Raw genomic sequence first — 21039 nt, 5'->3', positions numbered from 1 at the left:
AGTCAAAGCATGAGTTGGCGCCCCCGAGGGAGTGCCTTGTTCGCAGGGCATTTCCTTGTGCGCCCCTTCGCCCACGTGGATGAGAGCTTTCTTGGCTATCGCCTGCGGGTCGCATTTGTTAACGGACTGTCCAACCCTGACTGGCTCACGTGCATTGAAAACAGCTTGCCGAAGACACACGGTATCGCCCGTTGGTGTCCATATTGCCTCGCTGATCCGCACGCGTACTGGCGAGAGGATTGGTACACCGGGCCGGCTGCATGCTTCGCTCATCAATGCTGGCTTGCTTCTGCGTGCAGTGTGTGCCGCCGAATGCTGCACTGGAAGCAGGTTCGCTTCGCAACTTGCTCATGCGGCGCATCTTTGTACTGCGCAAACGTTGAACCGTTCTCGGTTGAAGTCCTGAATCTGCTCGGCGAACAGACGGATTCAAATTCTGTCTTGCTGTCTCCAGCGGAACGCTGGAACCTCGCCCGTTTCCTCGGGGCACTATCCCAGTTTGGGCTTCAGGGTAAGCCATTGAAGAAGGCCTCACGTCAAACAGAAAACGTCGATCAACTCCTGGTGACGGTTGGCGCACCGTTGATTGCTGATCAGTCTGATTGTTTTGAATTGCTTGATCGCCTTCGTGCTCCTCAGGCCAGCGTGAAAAACGTCCCCTTACTGTCGGAAGTTTTTCCGAATTTGTTAGCTATACTTCGCAAACAGTTAGATGAAGCTCAACGCGGTTGGATGCTGAACGTGCTGGACAAGTACATTACGAGTTCATCGCACCGTGGACTTACAGTGCTTTGGGAACGAAAAGGCACTGCCTGTCGGGCGAGTAAGGACCTGCGTTGTCTGCAGAACATACGCAACCCAGCCATCGCCAACATGCTGGAGCAAACCGGCGAAACCATACCCGTCAGGCGAACTCGCGCTGGACGAAAGAAGTTTGCGATCAGTGACGAAGATCTGCAACGCCTCCGGGATACCCAACGTTCGTTGGTCCCGCTGAAAACAGCCGCCCGCTACGCAGGAATGTCTACCAGACGCGTCCAAGCACTGGCGCAAGTAGGGTTAATTGCTTCAAACGGGGCCAGAATCGACACGAGATCCATCGATCGTCTGCTCAGCAATATCGTGGAGGCTCGTGCCCGAGACGTACCGACGGTCGGCGATCCGGTCAGCTTAGCCGAAGCCCTGCGTCTGTATGTTCCTGTTGAAGCGTCAGCTGCATTCTTCAACCATCTAACGAACGGCGTGGTACGACTTGTCGTCGAGTCGGACAAGGTGCCGGCGTTGCGGCAGATTTTTGCCGACCGTGGCCACGTGATCTCCGCCGTACAGACGCCGGTCGAATCGTGCTCCCAGATATCCGTTGTTGAAGCTGCCCGTCGACTCGGTGTCAAACAGGAAGTGATGTACCACCTGAGCAACATAGGGCTCGTCAGGACTCGAATGGGCAAACTGCGGCGCCGGGTAGCGCAAATCGTCGACGCTGATGAATTGAAGAAGTTTTCCCGACAATTTCTTCCGCTGTCCACGGTTGCAAGAGCGATGGGGATCTCCGCCCGCCAAGCCCCTAGCTGGGCAAGGGAGCATGGCATTGAGATCGTCACAGGACCATCAGTCGATGGCGGACGACAGTATTGGATCCGCAAACCCGTCGACTGGGACGCATCTGCCGGCACAGAACCGGACGATTAACGAACTGTCGTTCAAAGATGCTCCTAGTTGTGCTATGAAGCCAAGCGACGACCGCTATGCGACTTGCCTTCATGATCCGGAAGTGTCGGACCTTGATCAACCGAATGCGCAAGGCGAGCGAGACAACGATGCGAATTTTCCTCGATACAGAATTCACCGACTTCATCGACTGCGACCTAATCAGCATCGCATTGGTCGCCGAGGACGGCCGCGAGTTTTATGGTGAACGCAACGACTTCGATCGACGAACCTGCAGCCCATTCGTCCATGAAGCGGTGTTGCCACAGCTAGGTCAATACCCTGATCGCGTGTTCTCTCGCGAAAGCCTCCGGTCGGCGCTCCTCGAGTGGCTCCGACAGTTCGAGAGTGGCATCTTCTGTATGGACTTCCCTGGAGACTGGGATCTTCTTGTAGACGCGCTCAATGGTGTACCGAATGGCTGGCGAGGGCTGCTAGTACGTGATCAGACAGACCAAGTCCGATTGGAGTCCTACTACAAGCAATTTCGTGGCCGACACCACGCGCTACACGATGCCCGCGCTCTGCGCTACGCAATGCAAGATGAAACTCCACCTGCGGATCCTACGAAATCGAGCTCGGACTGACATCGATCGTGATCGCCTAGGAGACGAACTCATCAATCCGTTGGAGTACGGCGGGATCGTCTATCCCGCGGGCCGGATCACATACGACGAGGCGGGATTGCAGTTCCGGGGCGGAAACAAATTCCTTGGGGGCATCGTCCAGGATCAGGATATCGGCCAACATCAGTCGGCGCCGCCGTATATAGTCCACTATCCGTAACGAGCGACTCTCAATGCGCCGATTCGTGAGATAAATTTTGGTAGCCGCGCTCAGCTCGCGCAGATACTCATCTTGCAAGCGTTTGAGGTCAAACATATAGATCCAGGTACTATGGATTGCGATGTCGACCGCTTTCCCGCTAACTCGTTCGGCGAGTTTGGTCTGCAGTGAACAAACTCCCTGGCCAACCACCACTGGTCCGTTGGGCCCGTATTCGAGGTCGCCCACAAAATTTGGATGTAGGACCCCATCGATGTCGAGGAATATCGTAGCCCTCTTGCTCATTACGGAACTCACCCTTAGGGAACAATAAGAGCACGCCGGAGCATCAATAGCGCCGTTGGAAGCATGCTCCTTCCAGCGCTATTCTATGCTATGTGATTGCTCTCGTTGAGTTAGATAGTTCAACAACGACAACAACGACGATGATTGTTTAAAAAATTGACGCAAGCCGTCGGCCGATCGCGTTTTCATGGCGTCTCGACCTCAAGTTTGTCGTCAGCACGCCGTTATGCACTCACCTCGTGCGACACAACCCTACGTCACGTCAGACGGTATGATTAACGGCTATTGATCTTCAATCGATTAGGCACATTCATGGACGCGCATACGAAATTTCTTACACCGGATGCTGTCCGGGCCACTTTCGAAATCGTTCAACAAGCAATCCACTCCAGTCGCCCCAAAAGAGTTTTGACTTCCGTCGAAGTGAGCGCCGACAAGGCGATTGCTCTCTTCCTCTTTTGCGCAGGTTTCGGATTCGCCTTACTGCTCTGCCTTTTTGCGATTCACCACTTCTGGCCCATCCCAGTTCTGGCAACTCTGGCAATTGTCGTTGCAGTCGGTACGGAAATTGCCGGTCTTTTGTCGCTAATCGCAATTGTGGTACAAGCCATTCCCATGTTAAACCGTATCCGCAAAAGACCTGCTGGACCAATACTTGAGTTGGCCAGCGTTGATATTGATCGACTGCTGCCACATTGCAATGATCTTATGCGCTTTTCCTTGCCGGAATTGGCCTACGTTCGCGAACATATCTCTCACCAGCGTGACGCGTTCGACAATCGACGTGGGCGGTTGATCGGTCAACTTGACAAAGTTGGGACGTTTCCAGCGCTCGCGACTCTTGGAATTAGCGTCGTCAAACTGATGCAGGATCAACACATTGCCCTAAACAACTCAATCGTCTGGACGATCGCGGGGTCCCTTGCGGCGTTCTATCTCCTCAGCCTTCTGCTTGCCGATACAAGTGACAAGCTCACACAAGCGATCGGGCTGCTGAATTTCGTTATCGATAATCATCCGGAGAAAGGGGACGACGAGTAGCATTGGTACGTCAACGCGCACTCTTAGACGATGGATCTTCACGGCTGCTCTCATACGCCATGTGCCGCATACAAAACTTCATGCAACCATCCAATGTTCGTTCGTACCTCAAGGCTCAATTGGCCCCATTCAATCGCTCATTTTTTTGGTCTGCAATCGTGCCAATAGAGGGATTGAGGGTTGCATTTTGGTGGGCGGCACCAACTACGGTCGCCGTGTTATTTATCACACACTTCAAAAATCGACTACCCGCCAGTTATCTGGAAGCCGCTATTTCTGATGGAATAGGTCCGCACATATGGAACGTGGTGGGTATGCTCGGATTAGCGCTTTTCGGTCTAGCAGTGCTGTTTCCGAAGATCGAATTCATTGCTACCGGGGCATATCAAGTTTTGATCAACACTTATGGGATGGGGGGTTTGGCCATCGGCCTGTTGATTGGAAAGATTGGGGCTCAGCTGCCGTCTTCACTGTCAAAACTCGAGCTGTGGAAGGCTTGGCTCGTAGGCACGGGCATCGGTCTACTTATGTTCGAACTGTTCGTGCTCAATTTTTCACTTTGGTGCTTCGCAAGCTTGATGCGATCAACAAAGGAGGATGACGGATTTCTACGCCGTGCCGCAAGCATCGATCTGCGGCTACGCCTATTCGCGTTCATCTTGCTGTCTATACTGCCTCCTGTTGTGTTTCTTGTCCGCGGACACTAGATCTCGGAGCAGCCAGCATTACCACCGGGTCAGCACAGCGCTCGTTCGACACGCACCCCGGCCTAATCGGACATAGATAGCCGGTCGCAATCGATCACACAACGACGACCATCGGATTGAGACCAGCGCTATAGGAGACCATATGCCAGACCGCCTACTCATAACACAAAACGCACAATTTTACTTCCCGAAAGCAGAGTTGACAGATGACTCGATAGGCACCCTGTTAGACGCTGCATCTCAAAATATCGAAAAGAATAGCAATTTTCTGATCAATGAATTTAGGCAAGAACGCATTGTACCCAATACAGATTTCACGTACACGTATTCTGCAAGAGCATTTCCTTCGTCCCGTCCCGTCTATTTTTTGACTGAGGACTTCCAAGATACAATATATGCGTACATCGTCATAATTGAAATTGGAAAATACCTATCAATCTTCAAAAAGAGTTGCGCCAATATATCCGACAAAATCGACGAACATTTCAATGCGATCGACCACTCGCTTCTAACATCAACCTTTGATGACGACGAAGTTGAGTTTCAAAAAATTGCACTGCGCAATATGACGATATCAGAGCGCGCGATGCGAGCAAGATCATATGAAGCTGCCGATTTAAAAGGCCTACTCTCGACGCATGCCGCCGGACGATCAATTCCCTATTTTCTGAAAATTCGCCAAGGCTCAAACTTAAAAACTATTTCCGCGAACTCCGGTCGAGTAGTCGAGGCCTCCGAACGAAAGAGGCTTGATGAAATCGCGCTTTGGGCAAAAGGCCAAGTTCACCTCATTGAAAATCCAAATACAAACAAGGCGTTTTTGGACTCCTTCGCAAAATTAGTCGATCTTAGCGAGGTACTAGCAGTCACCGAGCCTTCGGCCATTTTGATCGAGAGCGCGATGCTACACGACAGAATAATTAGAGAAAACATCCCTGCTTCCTACAAAACACGAAAGAAAAAATTGCTTTCACTAAACAAGGGTCGACTTGATCGAATCTTCAAAATTTTGGAGAAGGTGTATGAAGTCGACAAAGACCTGAAGGTAGTGGGTCACGAAAATACTTCAAGGCTCAGAAAAAACGAGAAATCAATCACATTGCTATCCATCCCCCTTCAGAGAATAAAGCTTACAGAGAACGGGAAGGATGTCTCTCTTCAGAAATACATCATTAAGAACGGATTCTTTAGTATTTGCTTCAACGATCCCAAGTACATGTATTTCATGGGGCGATGCTTTGAAGACTCATCCGGAATTTCGGAAATCGATAGCATACTAGACATTTTGATTGCCAAACCCGAGATCGCAAATGTGACTAGCGAAAAGGGGGAAATCCAATCAACCTCAACTGCATTCGATGCCGATTCAATGTTTAGTATAGCAGAGACCATTCACGCTCATGATGATTACATTTTTTGTGATGACCTGGGTAACGAATGGGCTGATCATATTACTCTGAACAGTGCAGATTCATGCATTTGCTTTATCCACTCGAAACACGGGGACGTTAGCCGATCCGCAAGCAAGCTTCATGACGTTGTGGGCCAAGGCATAAAAAATCTTGGGAACATGTATTTCTCAAAGGAACAATTCACAAAAAAGGTCGACGAAAAATTCTCCAAGAATTATTCCCAAGATTCGGTACAGAGCGAAATTGGCCGAACCAGAAAAGGCGATTGCTCCGCGATCGATGACTACGTTAAACATCTCTTACAAGACTATAAGCTTCACCGAAAAGCCATCCTATCATGCTCGTTTATATCGAAATCCGCCATTGAGATTGAATTTAATAAAATAAAAGCCAAGCAGACTGTTACTGGCAATATCATACAACTGCTGTGGATTCTGTCGTCTTTCGCGCATGCCGCGAAGGATATGAATGTCATCCCCATCATTTACTGCCGGGAATAAAATGCGCACGCCGACCACCTCGTCTAGCAGGTCGTTGAAATACCTCGCCCCATCCTGCAGGATGTAGTCACCCGAGATCAAGGAAGCGAAGGCAGATGCGAGGCGCGGACAGCTACAACGAATCATTGTTCAGCACGGTGAGGCTGGAGGAATTTGTGCCGCAGACACATCCGCTGCGTCAGATCCGGACATGGTTGAACGAAGCGCTATCGAAGATGGACGCGAAGTTCTCGGCGATGTACGAGGCGGACGTCAAGGGCGGTCGCCCGAGCATCGCGCCGGAGAAGCTGATGCGGGCGATGCTGCTGCAGGTGCTGTACAGCATCCGCAGCGAGCGGCAACTGGTTGAACAGATCTCGTACAACCTGCTGTTTCGATGGTTCGTGGGCCTGTCGATTGAGGATGCGGTGTGGAATCACTCGGTCTTCAGTAAGAACCGTGACCGGCTGCTCGAATTCGATGCGGTGACGGAGTTGTTCAACGCGACGGTGGAAACGGCGCAGAAACGGGGCCTGCTGTCAGGCGAGCACTTCAGCGTCGATGGCACGCTGATTCAGGCCTGGGCTAGCCACAAGAGCCTCCGCCGCAAGGACGGCAGCGACGACGACCGGCCGCCGGGCAACTGGCACGGCGAGACGCGCAGCAACGAAACCCACGAATCGAAGAGCGACGGCGACAGCCGTTTGTATCGAAAGAGCAATGTGGCGCCGGCTCTGCCGAGCTATCTCGGCCATGTGCTGACTGACAATCGGCACGGTCTGGTGGTCAATGTGCAAGCCAGCCGGGCGAATGGTCGGGCTGAACGCAACGTTGCGGCCGAGATGTTGCGGGACGTAGCACTAGCCGATCGACGCATCACGGTCGGCGCCGACAAGGGTTACGACACGCGGGGGTTCATCAAGGCCTGCCGGGACGCGAACGTGACGCCGCACGTGGCGCGGAATACGAAACGCAGCGGCGGTAGCGCGATCGACAAACGCACCACCCGGCATCTGGGCTACGCGTTGAGCCAGCGCAAACGGAAATGCATCGAGCAGTGCTTCGGCTGGGGCAAGACGATCGGGCCGCTGCGACAGGTCATGGTTCGCGGCCTGGAGAAAGTAGACCAACTGCTGACGCTGACGATGGCGGCCTACAACCTGACGCGGTTGAGATCGTTGGCCGCGTTGCGCCCGCAGAGCGCCTGATGCACCGGAATGGGCGCCGGGAAGCGCTCAACGTTGACCCATTCGCATTGAAATCGGCGCTTGAACTGAAATCGAACGCTTCTCGGTGATCACCGCGAACGGCGAAAGGGAAAATGCGTCAGGCTGAGAGGTATTTCAACGGCCTGCTACTGGAGGGCATCGGTGCGCAAACTGATCAGTAGGTAGATTTTCGAATCAATGCTCCCCCCACGACCCGAGTTCAGGCGGTGGGATCGAGGGCGGGCTGCTCTAACGCAATCGTATCGACGACGGACTGGAGTTCGCATAGCAAGTCCGCCTGTTGGGCTTGCAAGTACTGGCGCACCGGCTCGTTCTCAAGCAGCCTCGCAAGGTAACCCTTTGCCAGCACGAGGTTGAGCACGTCCTGTCCATAAGTCTCCTCGACCACCTTGTACTGTCCCTGCAGATTGCTCATCTCCCGTTCCATCTTCGCCATTTGTTCGGGGCTCACGCCGGCAAGCTTCCTCGGTTTCTTCCCTTCGATCAACCGAGAAGCCGGTGTCGCAACGAGCAACGCTTCAGCGTACGAGACAGACAGGTTGTTTGCTGCCACCATGAGCTCGACACATTCGACTTGCCGTGTCGGCTTCATCTTCCGCAGAGCTCGCGCGAGCTCCGGCGAAAACTGCCGGTCCTTCAGCAGTTCAGTCGCTTCAGCACAAATCCCATCCAGCAATGCCATCCTCTTGATGATCTGCGACACATCTACGGACAGCGCCTTCGCGAGCCGCTCCGGGGACACTCCTCGTTCAACGGCTCGACGAATCATGAAGTGCTCCTGGATGGTCGATAGTCGATTGACGCGGTTGTTGTACGTGTAGCTCTCATCGTCCGTCGCAACTAAGCAGGACACGGTGCTGAACTGGAGCTCCTGCAATGCGATCAAGCGGAGATGTCCATCAAGCAGAACGTGGTTGCCCGATGCCTGATCGACCGGCGTCACTGAAAGCGGCTCGATCAGCCCCACCTCTTCGATGGAGCTTCTGATCTGCTTAAACTTTCGCGAGTTCATCATGCCGGCCGGCGTGCGCCGTGATGGCAGGATGCTCGTAATCGGAACGGAGAGTGGTTCAGGAATGAACCCAAGTGCTACGCCGGTCATGCTGGACTCCCGCTCGGCCATACACGTTCCGCCAGATACTTCGGCAAAGTCGCCAGTTCCTCAGCGCGCAGCAGATTGACGAAGTTCTCGTCGGCAAATAGCTGCCTGAGGGCACCGACAATGAACAGTAACCGCTGCTGCGTAAACTCTGCCTTGCGCACCATCGTTTTCTGTCGCTCAACTTCATGCTGATACGTTCGGACGAGGCTCGATGTGGTCACGTCCATCACCTTGCGCGTCATGTTTCGATTCGCCGTGCGGCCGAGCGCTTTCCTCCGCTCGATGACGCGCCGAGCGTCCATCAACTGGCGCCCGCGCAATCTTCCCGATTCATATGCCTCCTGCAGTGCCGCCTGGATCGCCTCATCGTCGTCGCCAGCACCGACGATCGAAAGAGCCGCGTTCAGCGGAATTCGGCCTTTCTCCACTGCGATCACGAGGCGCTCTTCACCTTGATGCAGCAGCGTCAGGATCCCCTGCACGTAGTGCTGCGTGAGCCCTGTCTTCTCGGCGATCGCCTTCGGTGCGTAGCCGCGCTCCTGCAGTTCGCGTATGCCGGCGAGCAACTCGAGCGGTCGGCACTGCCGTCTCGCGATGTTCTCCGTCAAGCTCATGATGAACGCGTCTTCGTCGCTCACGCTCACCACCAGCGCTGGTATCGTCGTTTCACCGAGCGATCGGAATGCCTTAAGTCGTCCCTCCCCACACACGAGGAGATACTTCTCCACGCCGCTTGCCGTTGCCCGCGGCGTCACCAAGATCGGTTTCTTCAGGCCGATTGTCTTGATGTTGGTTACGATTTCCTCGAAGACGCGGCCATTACGCTCGCGAGGGTTGATCACTTCGATCTGGCTGATGGGGATCATCCGAACCTCACCAGGCTGCTCACGCTGAGTCATGCTGCTCTCCTTCTCAGCCGAGCACGCTGTGCCATACCGTATAGGTAGTCGAGCGTGTCAAAGCGATAACTCTCGAACTCGATCGGATTCCAGTCCGCGAGGCTGATACGAGGCTGCCAAAAATCGATGTGCGGCAGCAGGTAGTAGTCGAGCGCCGTCGAGTTGCTCTGGTCCAACCTGACTGCGACGGTGATATCCGGCAGCAGGCTCGTGTCGAACCGGACCTTCCAATGGTTACGGCCGCTGCCGCGCACCTGACACCGTGACAGCACGATGCAGGCAGTGAACTCCCGATTCACGGTCAGCAGGTCCGTCGCCGGATCACGCGATACCGATCCGCCGAGATCCGCGATCTTCTTTTCGGTCTCGGCAACGATCTCTGGGTGCAGTTGCCGAATGAAGCGATTCGTTTCGATATAACGATAGTCACGTCCTGGCGTGAAGCCAACCGTCTGATACGCACGAATCAAGCTACCGAAGCGATACACATAAACCGAGGTGGACGGCATGCCCTCCGTTTCGTCGATCACGACGCCCGATAGAAAGCCTCTGCTTCGGTACAGGTTTCGCAGACGCTCGATAAGCTCCTCGCTCGAGTAGCGCCGGGCGCGCGCCCGCATGATGCCCTGCGCGGTATAGAACGTTTCGCTCGGCACGATGGGTTCGAACGCACCCTCCTTGCGTATCCACATCTCCGACGGATTCGTGACACGAGATTTCTTCAGCTTGAACGACACACGGTTGTAGACGTTGTTGCCGATGTACTTTTCGTTGGTCAGCACCTCTCGAATAGTCGCCCGAGTCCAGGGTCGCCCAAGGTCCGTCTGAACGTTCATGCCGTTCAGGCGTGCGGCGATCTCGTGCTCATTGAGTGACTCATTGATGAACCAACTGTAGATGAGGTTGACGATACGCACCTCGCTGTCCGGGCCCGGCATCAGAATGACGCGGTCCGTCTGCAGGCACTTGTGTTGACCGCGCTGCAATTCCCCCTTCATGAGGCCATGTTCGTCCACGAGGATCCGGCGTAACGCATAGCCTGCAGGCCCGCCTTGCCGGAAACCGAGCTCGATCAACCTACATTGGCCAGCGAAGACCTTCGCTGACAACTCGCGGCTGTACTCACCGGCCATCGCGCGCTTCACGCCTTTGACGATCGTCGAAACTGGCGAGCCGTCGTTCTCGAACTGCTCAGCGCAATAGGCGACCTGGATGCCAGCGCGCCGGCAGATGTACTCGTAATAGGCACTTTCGTCTGCATCCTGGAATCGTCCCCAACGGCTTACGTCATAGACGAGGATCACCTGGAAATCGGCCATGCCGGTTTCCACGTCCCGGATCAGCTGCTGCAGCGCTTGGCGCCCATCGATTCGCAAACCACTTTTACCCTCGTCGGCGTAGGTCCGCACGATCTCGAGATCGCGACGAGCAGCGTAGTCGCGAATGCGATCACGCTGATTCTCCGTCGAGTATTGCTGGTGCTCCGTCGACATCCGAACGTATTCAGCAGCCCGCATTCTGCAGACCTGCTCGTCAACGGATTCGCATGTGCAATCGAGGTCCACGATCCAGCTCCCACTGGCAACCGCCCCTCGCTGCGCCATCCCCGACATCAACTGGGGATTTGTATCGGCGAACGCGTCGCGCCTTGCAATGACGTCGAATGCGAGCGAGTACACAGCCAAGGTAGCAGGCCATAGACCCTTGTCGTACACGTCATCTCTTTGCAATCACGCCGGAGCAGGCCTCGGCTCAGATAGCACGGCGATGTGCACCGTCCACGCGTTCATTTTTGCAACGCCGGCCTCAACCGCGTTACGCAGGACATAAAACCCAGATGCCAGTGGGCGATGGGCCGGCCACACGTCCAGCCCCGTGAATCACTCATACATCTGAGCTATCAATAAAAAAGACCCATAATCTTCTCAGCTTATGGGTCCGCTTTTCTCAGGTTATGAGGCTATCTACCGTAGGGCGACTTAGTTGATGAGACGCCGTACACTAAAAAATCAAAGACTTACGAAGACGCCCGCCACAAGCACTTTGTGGCGACGACGGAGTTGTTGCGACTGGTCTACTTCCGCGCCGAAGTAGTAGCGTTTGGGTGCGACCCCAATAACCCGTGAGCTCTCTGAGCGGCTCGTGCGATCCTCGGAAGGTCCAGGCCCAGAAAAAGCTCAAGAGCGGTTCCTAGAGCGGGAAAATCTGCGAGGGTGGGACGCCGCGTCCCGCGAGCTGGCTTCAACTGACCCTGGCCCCGAACACTGCCGACCCCACTGCGATTCCTCTGTGGAGCACGGCCATGAAATCGGATCGGATCTGTGCCGCCTGCGGCGCACCCTTCACTCCGCTCTTACATATCCCGCATCAACGCTTCTGCTCTGCCAAGGCGTGCCAGCGTGCTCGCCGGCGTGCGTGGCAGCACCAGCGCATGCGAGTCGATCCCGATTATCGCGAGAATCAGATCCGCGCCCAGGCCAGCTGGCGGGCCCGACATCCTGACTACTGGCGGCACTACCGCGAGACGCACCCGGCCTATCGCGATCGCAATTGCGCGATGCAGCGACGACGAAACGCGCGGCGCACTGCTGGTGCTGTTGCAAACATGTCGATGCTGCGGTTGAACTGTTTGACCAGTTCCAGAAAGTCTTCCACCTTATCCAGCCGGGTTGCCGGGTCGAGGAAGGCTTCGGCGTCAGCCTTGTAGGCTTCACGATGACTTACAGGGTCATTCTTGCGCGGCAGGAGCTTGAGAATACGCTCCAGCGTCGCTTGCAGTTTGGGCAGCTCGCTCTCCACGCCCTCCCATACCTGGGTGGGTTTCACCTCGCCGCCGTAGATTTTGAGGGCGTGGTCGAGGTGCTCCACCACACCGTGATAGTCCACGATGTAGCCAGCGTTCTTACCTACCATAGTGCGGTTCACGCGGGCTATGGCTTGCAGCAGGGTGTGCTCCTTGAGCGGTTTGTCCAAGTACATAGTGCCAACAATCGGCGCGTCCCAACCAGTGAGCAGCATGTCGGACACGATGACGAGCCCGACGTTGTTGGCGTGTACCTTGCCGTCCCTGCCCTTGGCTTCATCGCCATAGGGCAGCGGAAACAGCTTGCTGACGAAGTTGGCAATCTGCTCAGACGGCATCGCGACCGGCACCTTGCCGGCCTTGACTTCCTCGCGCACGCGTTCTTCGATGGAGCGTACCCTGTCGGCGTCAACACCCTTCTCGGCAGCGGCTTCTTTCTCAGACGCACCGGTGCGCGAAGCCGTGATGTTGGCCAGGGACACCACCACCCGGCTCTCGAAAGTGGGCAGCAGTTGCTTGTCGCGCTCCTTCATGATGGCATCGAGCAAGTCTTTGTAACGCACGGCCATCTCGCGCCCGTCGCACACCAGCATACCCTTGAGGCCCTTGGCCTGCACGTTGGTCAGGAAGTGCTCGACTAGGTGGTGCACTACCTTCTCCGTTCGGTCACCGGCCTTCCGCCAGCTCGCGAGCAGTTCCTTCTTCAGAGCGTGCTGCCGTACCTCGGGCTCGTTGATGAACTGGTCTTTAAACGCCTGATCGAGGTTGGCATCGGGCGCCAGCGCCACCCAGGCGTCCTGGTACTTGATGGGCAACGTGGCCCCGTCGGCCACTGCCTCGTGCAACCGGTACTCGTCAATGTATTCCCCTCCACCAAATTCGGCCAGAGTGTGTTTGTCATCGTTCAGCAGCGGCGTTCCAGTAAAAGCGATGAACTTGGCATTCGGCAGGCTGGCCCGCATAAAGGCAGCCAGAAAGTCGTACTGACTACGGTGCGCCTCGTCTAGCCATCCAATTGGGCGAGGGCTTCGTCCAGCCGGTGGTGGCTGACGCCCATGCGGCCGTCGGCCTTCACACTGGCGAGCATATGCTGCGCGAAAGCCAAGTCCGCGTAGCCGCGGGGCGGAATGCCATAGCCAAAGCGGCCGAATGGGTCGCTGACCTGCTTGTAGTTGGGCGCCTTGGGCTTCTTTTCGCCTTCTTTCTCGGCCTCACTGGCCAACTCCAGCGGTGCCCACCACGCCTTTGACGAGAACGGCGGATTGGCAGTCACTCGGTCAAAGGTTTTCAGGTAATCACCGTCTAGGTGCTTGGGGTCGACCAGTGTGTCGCCGCGCTCAATGTCAGCGCGCATGTTGTGCAGGTACAGGTTGAGCTTGGCGATAGCCCAGGTGCCCAAGTTCTTTTCCTGGCCGTAAAGCAGCACGTTGGGCTTGCCACCCAGCAACTCGCCGCCCGGTAGCCCCGCGATATGGTGGGCGCTTTCCACTAACATGCCACCGCTGCCGCAGGTGGGGTCGTAAACGCTCATGCCTGGCCGCGGGTCGAGTAGTCTCACCACCAGTTGCACCACGCCCTTAACGCCAATCATAAGTCACGTCCCCCGGTAACGGAACGCTTCGTCACCGTCCAAGAGTCAGCACGCCATCATTCCTTGTCTAGGGTCCTCCGTGCTATCAGAGCGCACCGGAAACTGAACACGACGTATTACCCGTGGATCAAATTGGCTGGAGTATGGCTTGAGGACGCGGGATTCGAGGCTGGAGAACGCGTCCGGATTACCGTCGAGGACAAGCGACTCATCATCACGCCGATGTGATCAGCGCATTGTCGATGGTGAGCGTCGCAAGTCACTATCCGTCTGGAAGCTCGGTACCCGATGCTCCATACCGTTAGTAACTGTGACAAGCGGCGATCGTTCTGAAACTGCAGCGGGCCGGTTACTCAGGTCCGCTGCCGTGTAGCTATTCGGCACGAGGTGTGATCTATGCCGGGCACACCACACATTTCCGCCGCCGAAATGCAAAAACCCCCGCCTTGTCGGGCGGGGGTTCTTGGCTTAGGGAGCCTGACGATTACCTACTTTCACACGGGAATCCGCACTATCATCGGCGTAGAGTCGTTTCACGGTCCTGTTCGGGATGGGAAGGGGTGGGACCGACTCGCTATGGTCATCAGGCAAAGAGGGTTGTCACGTTGCTTCGCAACGCAACCAATCGGGAAGAAGCAGTAATTTTTGAGGTTGTGCGTATCAGCACATACGCGGTCATTCAACCGCTGTCTGTAAAACAGACTTGTTATAGGATCAAGCCTTACGGGCAATTAGTATCAGTTAGCTGAACGCATTACTGCGCTTACACACCTGACCTATCAACGTCCTGGTCTCGAACGACCCTTCAAGGGGATCTAGTCCCCAGGGATATCTCATCTTAAGGCGAGTTTCCCGCTTAGATGCTTTCAGCGGTTATCTCTTCCGAACATAGCTACCCGGCGATGCCACTGGCGTGACAACCGGTACACCAGAGGTTCGTCCACTCCGGTCCTCTCGTACTAGGAGCAGCCCCCTTCAAATATCCAACGCCCACGGCAGATAGGGACCAAACTGTCTCACGACGTTTTAAACCCAGCTCACGTACCTCTTTAAATGGCGAACAGCCATACCCTTGGGACCGGCTACAGCCCCAGGATGAGATGAGCCGACATCGAGGTGCCAAACACCGCCGTCGATATGAACTCTTGGGCGGTATCAGCCTGTTATCCCCAGAGTACCTTTTATCCGTTGAGCGATGGCCCTTCCATACAGAACCACCGGATCACTATGACCTGCTTTCGCACCTGCTCGACTTGTCGGTCTCGCAGTTAAGCACGCTTATGCCATTGCACTATCAGCACGATTTCCGACCGTACCTAGCGTACCTTCGTACTCCTCCGTTACGCTTTGGGAGGAGACCGCCCCAGTCAAACTGCCTACCATGCACTGTCCCCGACCCGGATCACGGGCCAAGGTTAGAACCTCAAACAAACCAGGGTGGTATTTCAAGGACGGCTCCACCGAAACTAGCGTTCCGGTTTCATAGCCTCCCACCTATCCTACACAGATCGGTTCAAAGTCCAATGCAAAGCTACAGTAAAGGTTCATGGGGTCTTTCCGTCTAGCCGCGGGTAGATTGCATCATCACAAACACTTCAACTTCGCTGAGTCTCGGGAGGAGACAGTGTGGCCATCGTTACGCCATTCGTGCAGGTCGGAACTTACCCGACAAGGAATTTCGCTACCTTAGGACCGTTATAGTTACGGCCGCCGTTTACCGGGACTTCAATCAAGAGCTTGCACCCCATCATTTAATCTTCCGGCACCGGGCAGGCGTCACACCCTATACGTCCACTTTCGTGTTTGCAGAGTGCTGTGTTTTTATTAAACAGTCGCAGCCACCAGTTTATTGCAACCCCTTCACCCTTTGCCCGCAGGGGCATCAAGCTACAAGGGCGTACCTTATCCCGAAGTTACGGTACCAATTTGCCGAGTTCCTTCTCCCGAGTTCTCTCAAGCGCCTTAGAATACTCATCTCGCCCACCTGTGTCGGTTTGCGGTACGGTCATCATTAGACTGAAGCTTAGAGGCTTTTCTTGGAACCACTTCCAATTGCTTCGCTCCCTAAGGAAACGCTGATCAATGAGCCTGTCGTCCGCATAACGGACGAGGCAGGTTGCAATTTTCAGATTGACGTAGGAATTTGACGACATGCGAGGTGAGTTTCGCTCGTATTCGGGCCTCACTTCCCGCGTTTTTCACACACATGACGGATTGCTCCCATGAGTCGACAACAGCTGATTTTTCGCGATCACCAGGTTCGCCAGCGCGAACAGACTGAACAGCTGTGCCGTGTTCCTGGCTAGACCCTTGTAGCGCACCTTGCGATGACGAAACAGGTTCTTCACGACATGAAACGGATGCTCGACCCGGGCGCGGATCTGCGCCTTGGTTCGCTCGACCGCGATCACGAGGTCCTTCAGCGGACCTTCCTGCATCGCCCTGATCTTTCCGCGCTTGAGCGCCACGTGCCACTTCACCGTCTTGCCCTTCATCTCCTCGCGCTTGTCCACGCCGGTGTAGCCCGCATCGCCAAACGCTTCCTGCTCATGACCGTGCAGCAGGGCGTGGGCCTGCGATACGTCCGGCTCGTTGGCCGCCGTGGTGACCACGCTATGCACCAGACCCGAGTCGGCGTCGACGCCGACATGGGCCTTCATGCCGAAATACCAGTCGTTGCCCTTCTTCGTCTGATGCATCTCCGGGTCACGGCTCTTCCCGGCGTTCTTCGTGGACGGCGCAGCCTCGAAGATCGTCGCATCCACCAGCGTGCCTTCCTTCATCATCAGCCCGCGCTCGCACAACTCGATGCCGATCTCGTCGAACAGCTTTCGCGTCAGTGCGTGCTCGACCAGCAGGCGCCGGAATTTCAACAGCGTGGTGGCGTCCGGCACGTTCTCGCGCGCCAGGTCGATGCCCGCGAAGGCGCGCATCGCGATGCTGTCGTAGAGCGCATCTTCAAGCCCTTCGTCCGACAACCCGTACCACTGCTGCAGCAAGTAGATCCGCAGCATCCGTTCCAGGCCAATCGGCGGCCGGCCACGCTCGCCCTTCGGGTAATACGGCCCGATCACCGACAGCAGCCGCGACCAAGGGACGACCTTCTCCATCTCGGCCAGAAAGCGTTGACGCTTGGTCACCCGCTTCTTGCCCGCACTTTCCGCTTCCGCAAAACCGATCTGCCGCTGCATCGTCGTGGGTCCGTTCCGTGAGCTTCTTTCTACAACGCCCTTGGCCTCGTCAGCGATGACCGCCAAGCCGAATTGATCAGTGTTTCCCTAAGGAGCTCGCGCCACACCCTTGAATCCTGCGCCCGGATTTGCCTAAGCGCCTTCTCCAATGCAGCGACCGGGACTTCCAACACCCGGACAACCTTCCGCGATCCGTCCCCCCATCGCATCTAACAATGGTGCAGGAATATTGACCTGCTTCCCATCAGCTACGCATTTCTGCCTCGCCTTAGGGGCCGACTCACCCTACGCCGATGAACGTTGCGTAGGAAACCTTGGGCTTACGGCGAGGGGCCTTTCACCCCCTTTATCGCTACTCATGTCAGCATTCGCACTTCTGATACCTCCAGCATCCCTTCCGAGACACCTTCGCAGGCTTACAGAACGCTCTCCTACCATGCGAGCATAGCTCGCATCCGCAGCTTCGGTATATAGCTTAGCCCCGTTACATCTTCCGCGCAGGACGACTCGATCAGTGAGCTATTACGCTTTCTTTAAAGGGTGGCTGCTTCTAAGCCAACCTCCTGACTGTTTTAGCCTTCCCACTTCGTTTCCCACTTAGCTATATTTGGGGACCTTAGCTGGCGGTCTGGGTTGTTTCCCTCTTGACACCGGACGTTAGCACCCGATGTCTGTCTCCCGTGATTGCACTCTTCGGTATTCGGAGTTTGCTATGGCGGGGTAATCTGCAATAGACCCCCCAACCATGACAGTGCTCTACCCCCGAAGGTGAGACACGAGGCACTACCTAAATAGTTTTCGGAGAGAACCAGCTATTTCCAAGTTTGTTTAGCCTTTCACCCCTATCCACAGCTCATCCCCTAACTTTTCAACGTTAGTGGGTTCGGACCTCCAGTACGTGTTACCGCACCTTCATCCTGGCCATGGATAGATCACTTGGTTTCGGGTCTACGCCCAGCAACTGAACGCCCTATTCGGACTCGCTTTCGCTACGCCTGCCCTATACGGTTAAGCTTGCTACTGAACGTAAGTCGCTGACCCATTATACAAAAGGTACGCCGTCACCCCTTACGAGGCTCCGACTGTTTGTATGCATGCGGTTTCAGGATCTATTTCACTCCCCTCCCGGGGTTCTTTTCGCCTTTCCCTCACGGTACTGGTTCACTATCGGTCGATCACGAGTATTTAGCCTTGGAGGATGGTCCCCCCATCTTCAGACAGGATTTCACGTGTCCCGCCCTACTTGTCGCACACCTAGTTCTTTCATACTGTTTTCGCCTACGGGGCTATCACCCGCTATGGCCGCACTTTCCAAAGCGTTCGGCTAACAATACAAATAAAGAGTGCAAGGCTCATCCCATTTCGCTCGCCACTACTTTGGGAATCTCGGTTGATTTCTTTTCCTGCGGTTACTTAGATGTTTCAGTTCACCGCGTTCGCTTCTCATGGCCTATGTATTCAGCCATGGATACTCCAAAAGGAGTGGGTTTCCCCATTCGGACATCTACGGATCAAAGCTCGTTTGCCAGCTCCCCGTAGCTTTTCGCAGGCTACCGCGTCCTTCATCGCCTGTGATCGCCAAGGCATCCACCACATGCACTTGTTCGCTTGACCCTATAACGAGTCTGTCTCTCCGACAGGTCGTTACAGGTTGAGTTTTCGCGTTGTGCCGTATTCCAATTGAGTCAAACTTAGAGTTCGAATCATCTTGAGATACATCGATACAATCACAACCCGGATAACTTCCACGTCCATCTCAAGACGCTTCCGCTATCCAAATTACTTACTTCTTCCAGATTGTTAAAGAACGACAGCCGATACTTACTACGTATCACTCTGACTGGCTCAATCGCCAATGAAAAAGACTCGAACCAAACTTCATTCGAATATTTGTCATTGAGGATTATTGAAAGCGGCCGGCATTATAACCGGTTTAACCGCAAACAGATAGAGTTTCTGTCTAAACCAACAGCCGATAAGCGTGAGCGCTCAATTTTGCGAGATAGCTCTGGAAAGGAGGTGATCCAGCCGCACCTTCCGATACGGCTACCTTGTTACGACTTCACCCCAGTCATGAATCCTACCGTGGTGACCGTCCTCCTTGCGGTTAGACTAGCCACTTCTGGTAAAACCCACTCCCATGGTGTGACGGGCGGTGTGTACAAGACCCGGGAACGTATTCACCGCGGCATGCTGATCCGCGATTACTAGCGATTCCAGCTTCATGCACTCGAGTTGCAGAGTGCAATCCGGACTACGATCGGTTTTCTGGGATTAGCTCCCCCTCGCGGGTTGGCAACCCTCTGTTCCGACCATTGTATGACGTGTGAAGCCCTACCCATAAGGGCCATGAGGACTTGACGTCATCCCCACCTTCCTCCGGTTTGTCACCGGCAGTCTCCTTAGAGTGCTCTTGCGTAGCAACTAAGGACAAGGGTTGCGCTCGTTGCGGGACTTAACCCAACATCTCACGACACGAGCTGACGACAGCCATGCAGCACCTGTGTATCGGTTCTCTTTCGAGCACTCCCACCTCTCAGCAGGATTCCGACCATGTCAAGGGTAGGTAAGGTTTTTCGCGTTGCATCGAATTAATCCACATCATCCACCGCTTGTGCGGGTCCCCGTCAATTCCTTTGAGTTTTAATCTTGCGACCGTACTCCCCAGGCGGTCAACTTCACGCGTTAGCTACGTTACTAAGGAAATGAATCCCCAACAACTAGTTGACATCGTTTAGGGCGTGGACTACCAGGGTATCTAATCCTGTTTGCTCCCCACGCTTTCGTGCATGAGCGTCAGTATTGGCCCAGGGGGCTGCCTTCGCCATCGGTATTCCTCCACATCTCTACGCATTTCACTGCTACACGTGGAATTCTACCCCCTCTGCCATACTCTAGCCTGCCAGTCACCAATGCAGTTCCCAGGTTGAGCCCGGGGATTTCACATCGGTCTTAGCAAACCGCCTGCGCACGCTTTACGCCCAGTAATTCCGATTAACGCTCGCACCCTACGTATTACCGCGGCTGCTGGCACGTAGTTAGCCGGTGCTTATTCTTCCGGTACCGTCATCCCCCGGCTATATTAGAACCAAGGATTTCTTTCCGGACAAAAGTGCTTTACAACCCGAAGGCCTTCTTCACACACGCGGCATTGCTGGATCAGGCTTTCGCCCATTGTCCAAAATTCCCCACTGCTGCCTCCCGTAGGAGTCTGGGCCGTGTCTCAGTCCCAGTGTGGCTGGTCGTCCTCTCAGACCAGCTACTGATCGTCGCCTTGGTAGGCCTTTACCCCACCAACTAGCTAATCAGCCATCGGCCAACCCTATAGCGCGAGGCCCGAAGGTCCCCCGCTTTCATCCGTAGATCGTATGCGGTATTAATCCGGCTTTCGCCGGGCTATCCCCCACTACAGGACATGTTCCGATGTATTACTCACCCGTTCGCCACTCGCCACCAGGTGCAAGCACCCGTGCTGCCGTTCGACTTGCATGTGTAAGGCATGCCGCCAGCGTTCAATCTGAGCCAGGATCAAACTCTTCAGTTCAAACCTGTTACTGTTTTCGGTTCTGTTAAGAACCGGTCGCTCACTCAAAGCTGACAGGTATATGAATTGCTTCATAAACCTGACTTACTTTAGTGTGAGACTCTTGATACTTTCGCTTTCTGATCCGAAGATCAGCTCGCTTCCATCAAGCGCCCACACTTATCGGCTGTTAATTTTTAAAGAGCATTTCTGCGAGAAACCGTTTGTTTCTCAGCAGCGCTGCGTTTTCAGCAGCAGAGAAGCGAGATTATGAACCGTGTTTC

At 55.0% G+C, this 21039-nt stretch carries 13 protein-coding genes and 3 rRNA genes; 7 read left to right on the top strand and 9 right to left on the bottom strand.

Annotated features, from left to right (window positions below; all coding sequences use genetic code 11):
• Positions 1-312 precede the first annotated feature (312 nt).
• Together BBJ41_RS40375 and BBJ41_RS12550 are read left to right on the top strand one after the other, a co-directional pair.
• Positions 313-1689 carry a hypothetical protein gene (locus BBJ41_RS40375; RefSeq protein WP_156814780.1) on the top strand — a complete coding sequence of 459 codons (1377 nt, stop codon included), beginning with the start codon at positions 313-315 and terminating at the stop codon, positions 1687-1689.
• 128 nt (positions 1690-1817) lie between these two features.
• Positions 1818-2294: a 3'-5' exonuclease family protein gene (locus BBJ41_RS12550; RefSeq protein ID WP_069747679.1), complete on the top strand. Its 477-nt coding sequence runs from the start codon at positions 1818-1820 to the stop codon at positions 2292-2294.
• A gap of 16 nt (positions 2295-2310) precedes the next feature.
• On the opposite strand, the gene BBJ41_RS12545 is transcribed toward BBJ41_RS12550, so the two are convergent.
• The gene (locus tag BBJ41_RS12545) at positions 2311-2778 is read right to left on the bottom strand and encodes an HAD domain-containing protein (RefSeq protein ID WP_069746663.1); all 468 of its coding nucleotides are present in this window, start codon (positions 2776-2778) and stop codon (positions 2311-2313) included.
• 312 nt (positions 2779-3090) lie between these two features.
• Here BBJ41_RS12545 and BBJ41_RS12540 point away from each other — a divergent pair, with 312 nt between their 5' ends.
• The 4 genes from BBJ41_RS12540 to BBJ41_RS12525 all read left to right on the top strand — a co-directional run bounded on the left by BBJ41_RS12540 (position 3091) and on the right by BBJ41_RS12525 (position 7625).
• Positions 3091-3819: a hypothetical protein gene (locus BBJ41_RS12540; protein WP_069746662.1), complete on the top strand. Its 729-nt coding sequence runs from the start codon at positions 3091-3093 to the stop codon at positions 3817-3819.
• 80 nt (positions 3820-3899) lie between these two features.
• Complete coding sequence (locus tag BBJ41_RS40370; RefSeq protein WP_156814779.1) at positions 3900-4526, top strand: hypothetical protein; 627 nt, start codon at positions 3900-3902, stop codon at positions 4524-4526.
• A gap of 142 nt (positions 4527-4668) precedes the next feature.
• Positions 4669-6438 carry a hypothetical protein gene (locus BBJ41_RS12530; protein WP_069746660.1) on the top strand — a complete coding sequence of 590 codons (1770 nt, stop codon included), beginning with the start codon at positions 4669-4671 and terminating at the stop codon, positions 6436-6438.
• 95 nt (positions 6439-6533) lie between these two features.
• Positions 6534-7625 carry an IS5 family transposase gene (locus BBJ41_RS12525; RefSeq protein WP_069746659.1) on the top strand — a complete coding sequence of 364 codons (1092 nt, stop codon included), beginning with the start codon at positions 6534-6536 and terminating at the stop codon, positions 7623-7625.
• A 220-nt stretch (positions 7626-7845) separates the two neighbouring features.
• Here the strand turns inward: BBJ41_RS12525 and BBJ41_RS12520 are convergent, their stop codons facing one another.
• The 5 genes from BBJ41_RS12520 to BBJ41_RS12500 form a co-directional block, all read right to left on the bottom strand.
• Positions 7846-8748: a plasmid partitioning protein RepB C-terminal domain-containing protein gene (locus BBJ41_RS12520; RefSeq protein WP_069747678.1), complete on the bottom strand. Its 903-nt coding sequence runs from the start codon at positions 8746-8748 to the stop codon at positions 7846-7848.
• The gene (locus BBJ41_RS12515) at positions 8745-9647 is read right to left on the bottom strand and encodes a ParB/RepB/Spo0J family partition protein (RefSeq protein WP_025992349.1); all 903 of its coding nucleotides are present in this window, start codon (positions 9645-9647) and stop codon (positions 8745-8747) included. Before BBJ41_RS12515 ends, BBJ41_RS12520 begins: the two co-directional genes overlap by 4 nt.
• Positions 9644-11260, bottom strand: coding sequence for a recombinase family protein (locus BBJ41_RS12510; protein WP_069747677.1), 1617 nt, complete (start codon positions 11258-11260; stop codon positions 9644-9646). The genes BBJ41_RS12515 and BBJ41_RS12510 overlap by 4 nt, the downstream gene beginning before the upstream one ends.
• 922 nt (positions 11261-12182) lie before the next feature.
• Complete coding sequence (locus BBJ41_RS12505; protein WP_236872022.1) at positions 12183-13412, bottom strand: type I restriction enzyme subunit R domain-containing protein; 1230 nt, start codon at positions 13410-13412, stop codon at positions 12183-12185.
• 41 nt (positions 13413-13453) lie between these two features.
• Positions 13454-13981 (bottom strand): HsdM family class I SAM-dependent methyltransferase, encoded by a 528-nt coding sequence (locus BBJ41_RS12500; protein WP_236872021.1) that lies wholly within the window; start codon positions 13979-13981, stop codon positions 13454-13456.
• Positions 13982-14014: 33 nt separating this feature from the next.
• On the opposite strand from BBJ41_RS12500, the gene BBJ41_RS42005 reads away from it, so the two are divergent.
• On the top strand, positions 14015-14269 hold the full coding sequence (locus BBJ41_RS42005; protein ID WP_083281858.1) for a SymE family type I addiction module toxin: 255 nt from the start codon (positions 14015-14017) through the stop codon (positions 14267-14269).
• A gap of 247 nt (positions 14270-14516) precedes the next feature.
• Here BBJ41_RS42005 and rrf read toward each other — a convergent pair.
• From rrf to BBJ41_RS12485, 3 genes are all read right to left on the bottom strand, one after another.
• Positions 14517-14629 (bottom strand): 5S ribosomal RNA (gene rrf / locus BBJ41_RS12495).
• A gap of 122 nt (positions 14630-14751) precedes the next feature.
• A 23S ribosomal RNA gene (locus BBJ41_RS41385) occupies positions 14752-18846 on the bottom strand.
• A 398-nt stretch (positions 18847-19244) separates the two neighbouring features.
• Positions 19245-20776: ribosomal RNA gene (locus BBJ41_RS12485) — 16S ribosomal RNA — on the bottom strand.
• Together the 16S, 23S and 5S rRNA genes form the textbook arrangement of a ribosomal RNA operon.
• Positions 20777-21039 lie beyond the last annotated feature (263 nt).

It is taken from the genome of Burkholderia stabilis, assembly GCF_001742165.1.
Classification (GTDB): domain Bacteria; phylum Pseudomonadota; class Gammaproteobacteria; order Burkholderiales; family Burkholderiaceae; genus Burkholderia; species Burkholderia stabilis.
The sequence above is the reverse complement of the archived record's forward strand: the minus strand, read 5'-3'. Positions and strand labels throughout refer to the sequence as shown.

What these genes read in the sequence shown, in the direction of transcription:
- BBJ41_RS12505 (WP_236872022.1), bottom strand. Translation starts at nt 13,412, where the DNA reads ATGCGGGCCAGCCTGCCGAATGCCAAGTTCATCGCTTTTACTGGAACG.
- BBJ41_RS12500 (WP_236872021.1), bottom strand. Translation starts at nt 13,981, where the DNA reads ATGAGCGTTTACGACCCCACCTGCGGCAGCGGTGGCATGTTAGTGGAA.
- BBJ41_RS12550 (WP_069747679.1), top strand. Translation starts at nt 1,818, where the DNA reads ATGCGAATTTTCCTCGATACAGAATTCACCGACTTCATCGACTGCGAC.
- BBJ41_RS12540 (WP_069746662.1), top strand. Translation starts at nt 3,091, where the DNA reads ATGGACGCGCATACGAAATTTCTTACACCGGATGCTGTCCGGGCCACT.
- BBJ41_RS12545 (WP_069746663.1), bottom strand. Translation starts at nt 2,778, where the DNA reads ATGAGCAAGAGGGCTACGATATTCCTCGACATCGATGGGGTCCTACAT.
- BBJ41_RS12530 (WP_069746660.1), top strand. Translation starts at nt 4,669, where the DNA reads ATGCCAGACCGCCTACTCATAACACAAAACGCACAATTTTACTTCCCG.
- BBJ41_RS12510 (WP_069747677.1), bottom strand. Translation starts at nt 11,260, where the DNA reads ATGTCGGGGATGGCGCAGCGAGGGGCGGTTGCCAGTGGGAGCTGGATC.
- BBJ41_RS12525 (WP_069746659.1), top strand. Translation starts at nt 6,534, where the DNA reads ATGCGAGGCGCGGACAGCTACAACGAATCATTGTTCAGCACGGTGAGG.
- BBJ41_RS12520 (WP_069747678.1), bottom strand. Translation starts at nt 8,748, where the DNA reads ATGACCGGCGTAGCACTTGGGTTCATTCCTGAACCACTCTCCGTTCCG.
- BBJ41_RS40370 (WP_156814779.1), top strand. Translation starts at nt 3,900, where the DNA reads ATGCAACCATCCAATGTTCGTTCGTACCTCAAGGCTCAATTGGCCCCA.
- BBJ41_RS12515 (WP_025992349.1), bottom strand. Translation starts at nt 9,647, where the DNA reads ATGACTCAGCGTGAGCAGCCTGGTGAGGTTCGGATGATCCCCATCAGC.
- BBJ41_RS40375 (WP_156814780.1), top strand. Translation starts at nt 313, where the DNA reads ATGCTGCACTGGAAGCAGGTTCGCTTCGCAACTTGCTCATGCGGCGCA.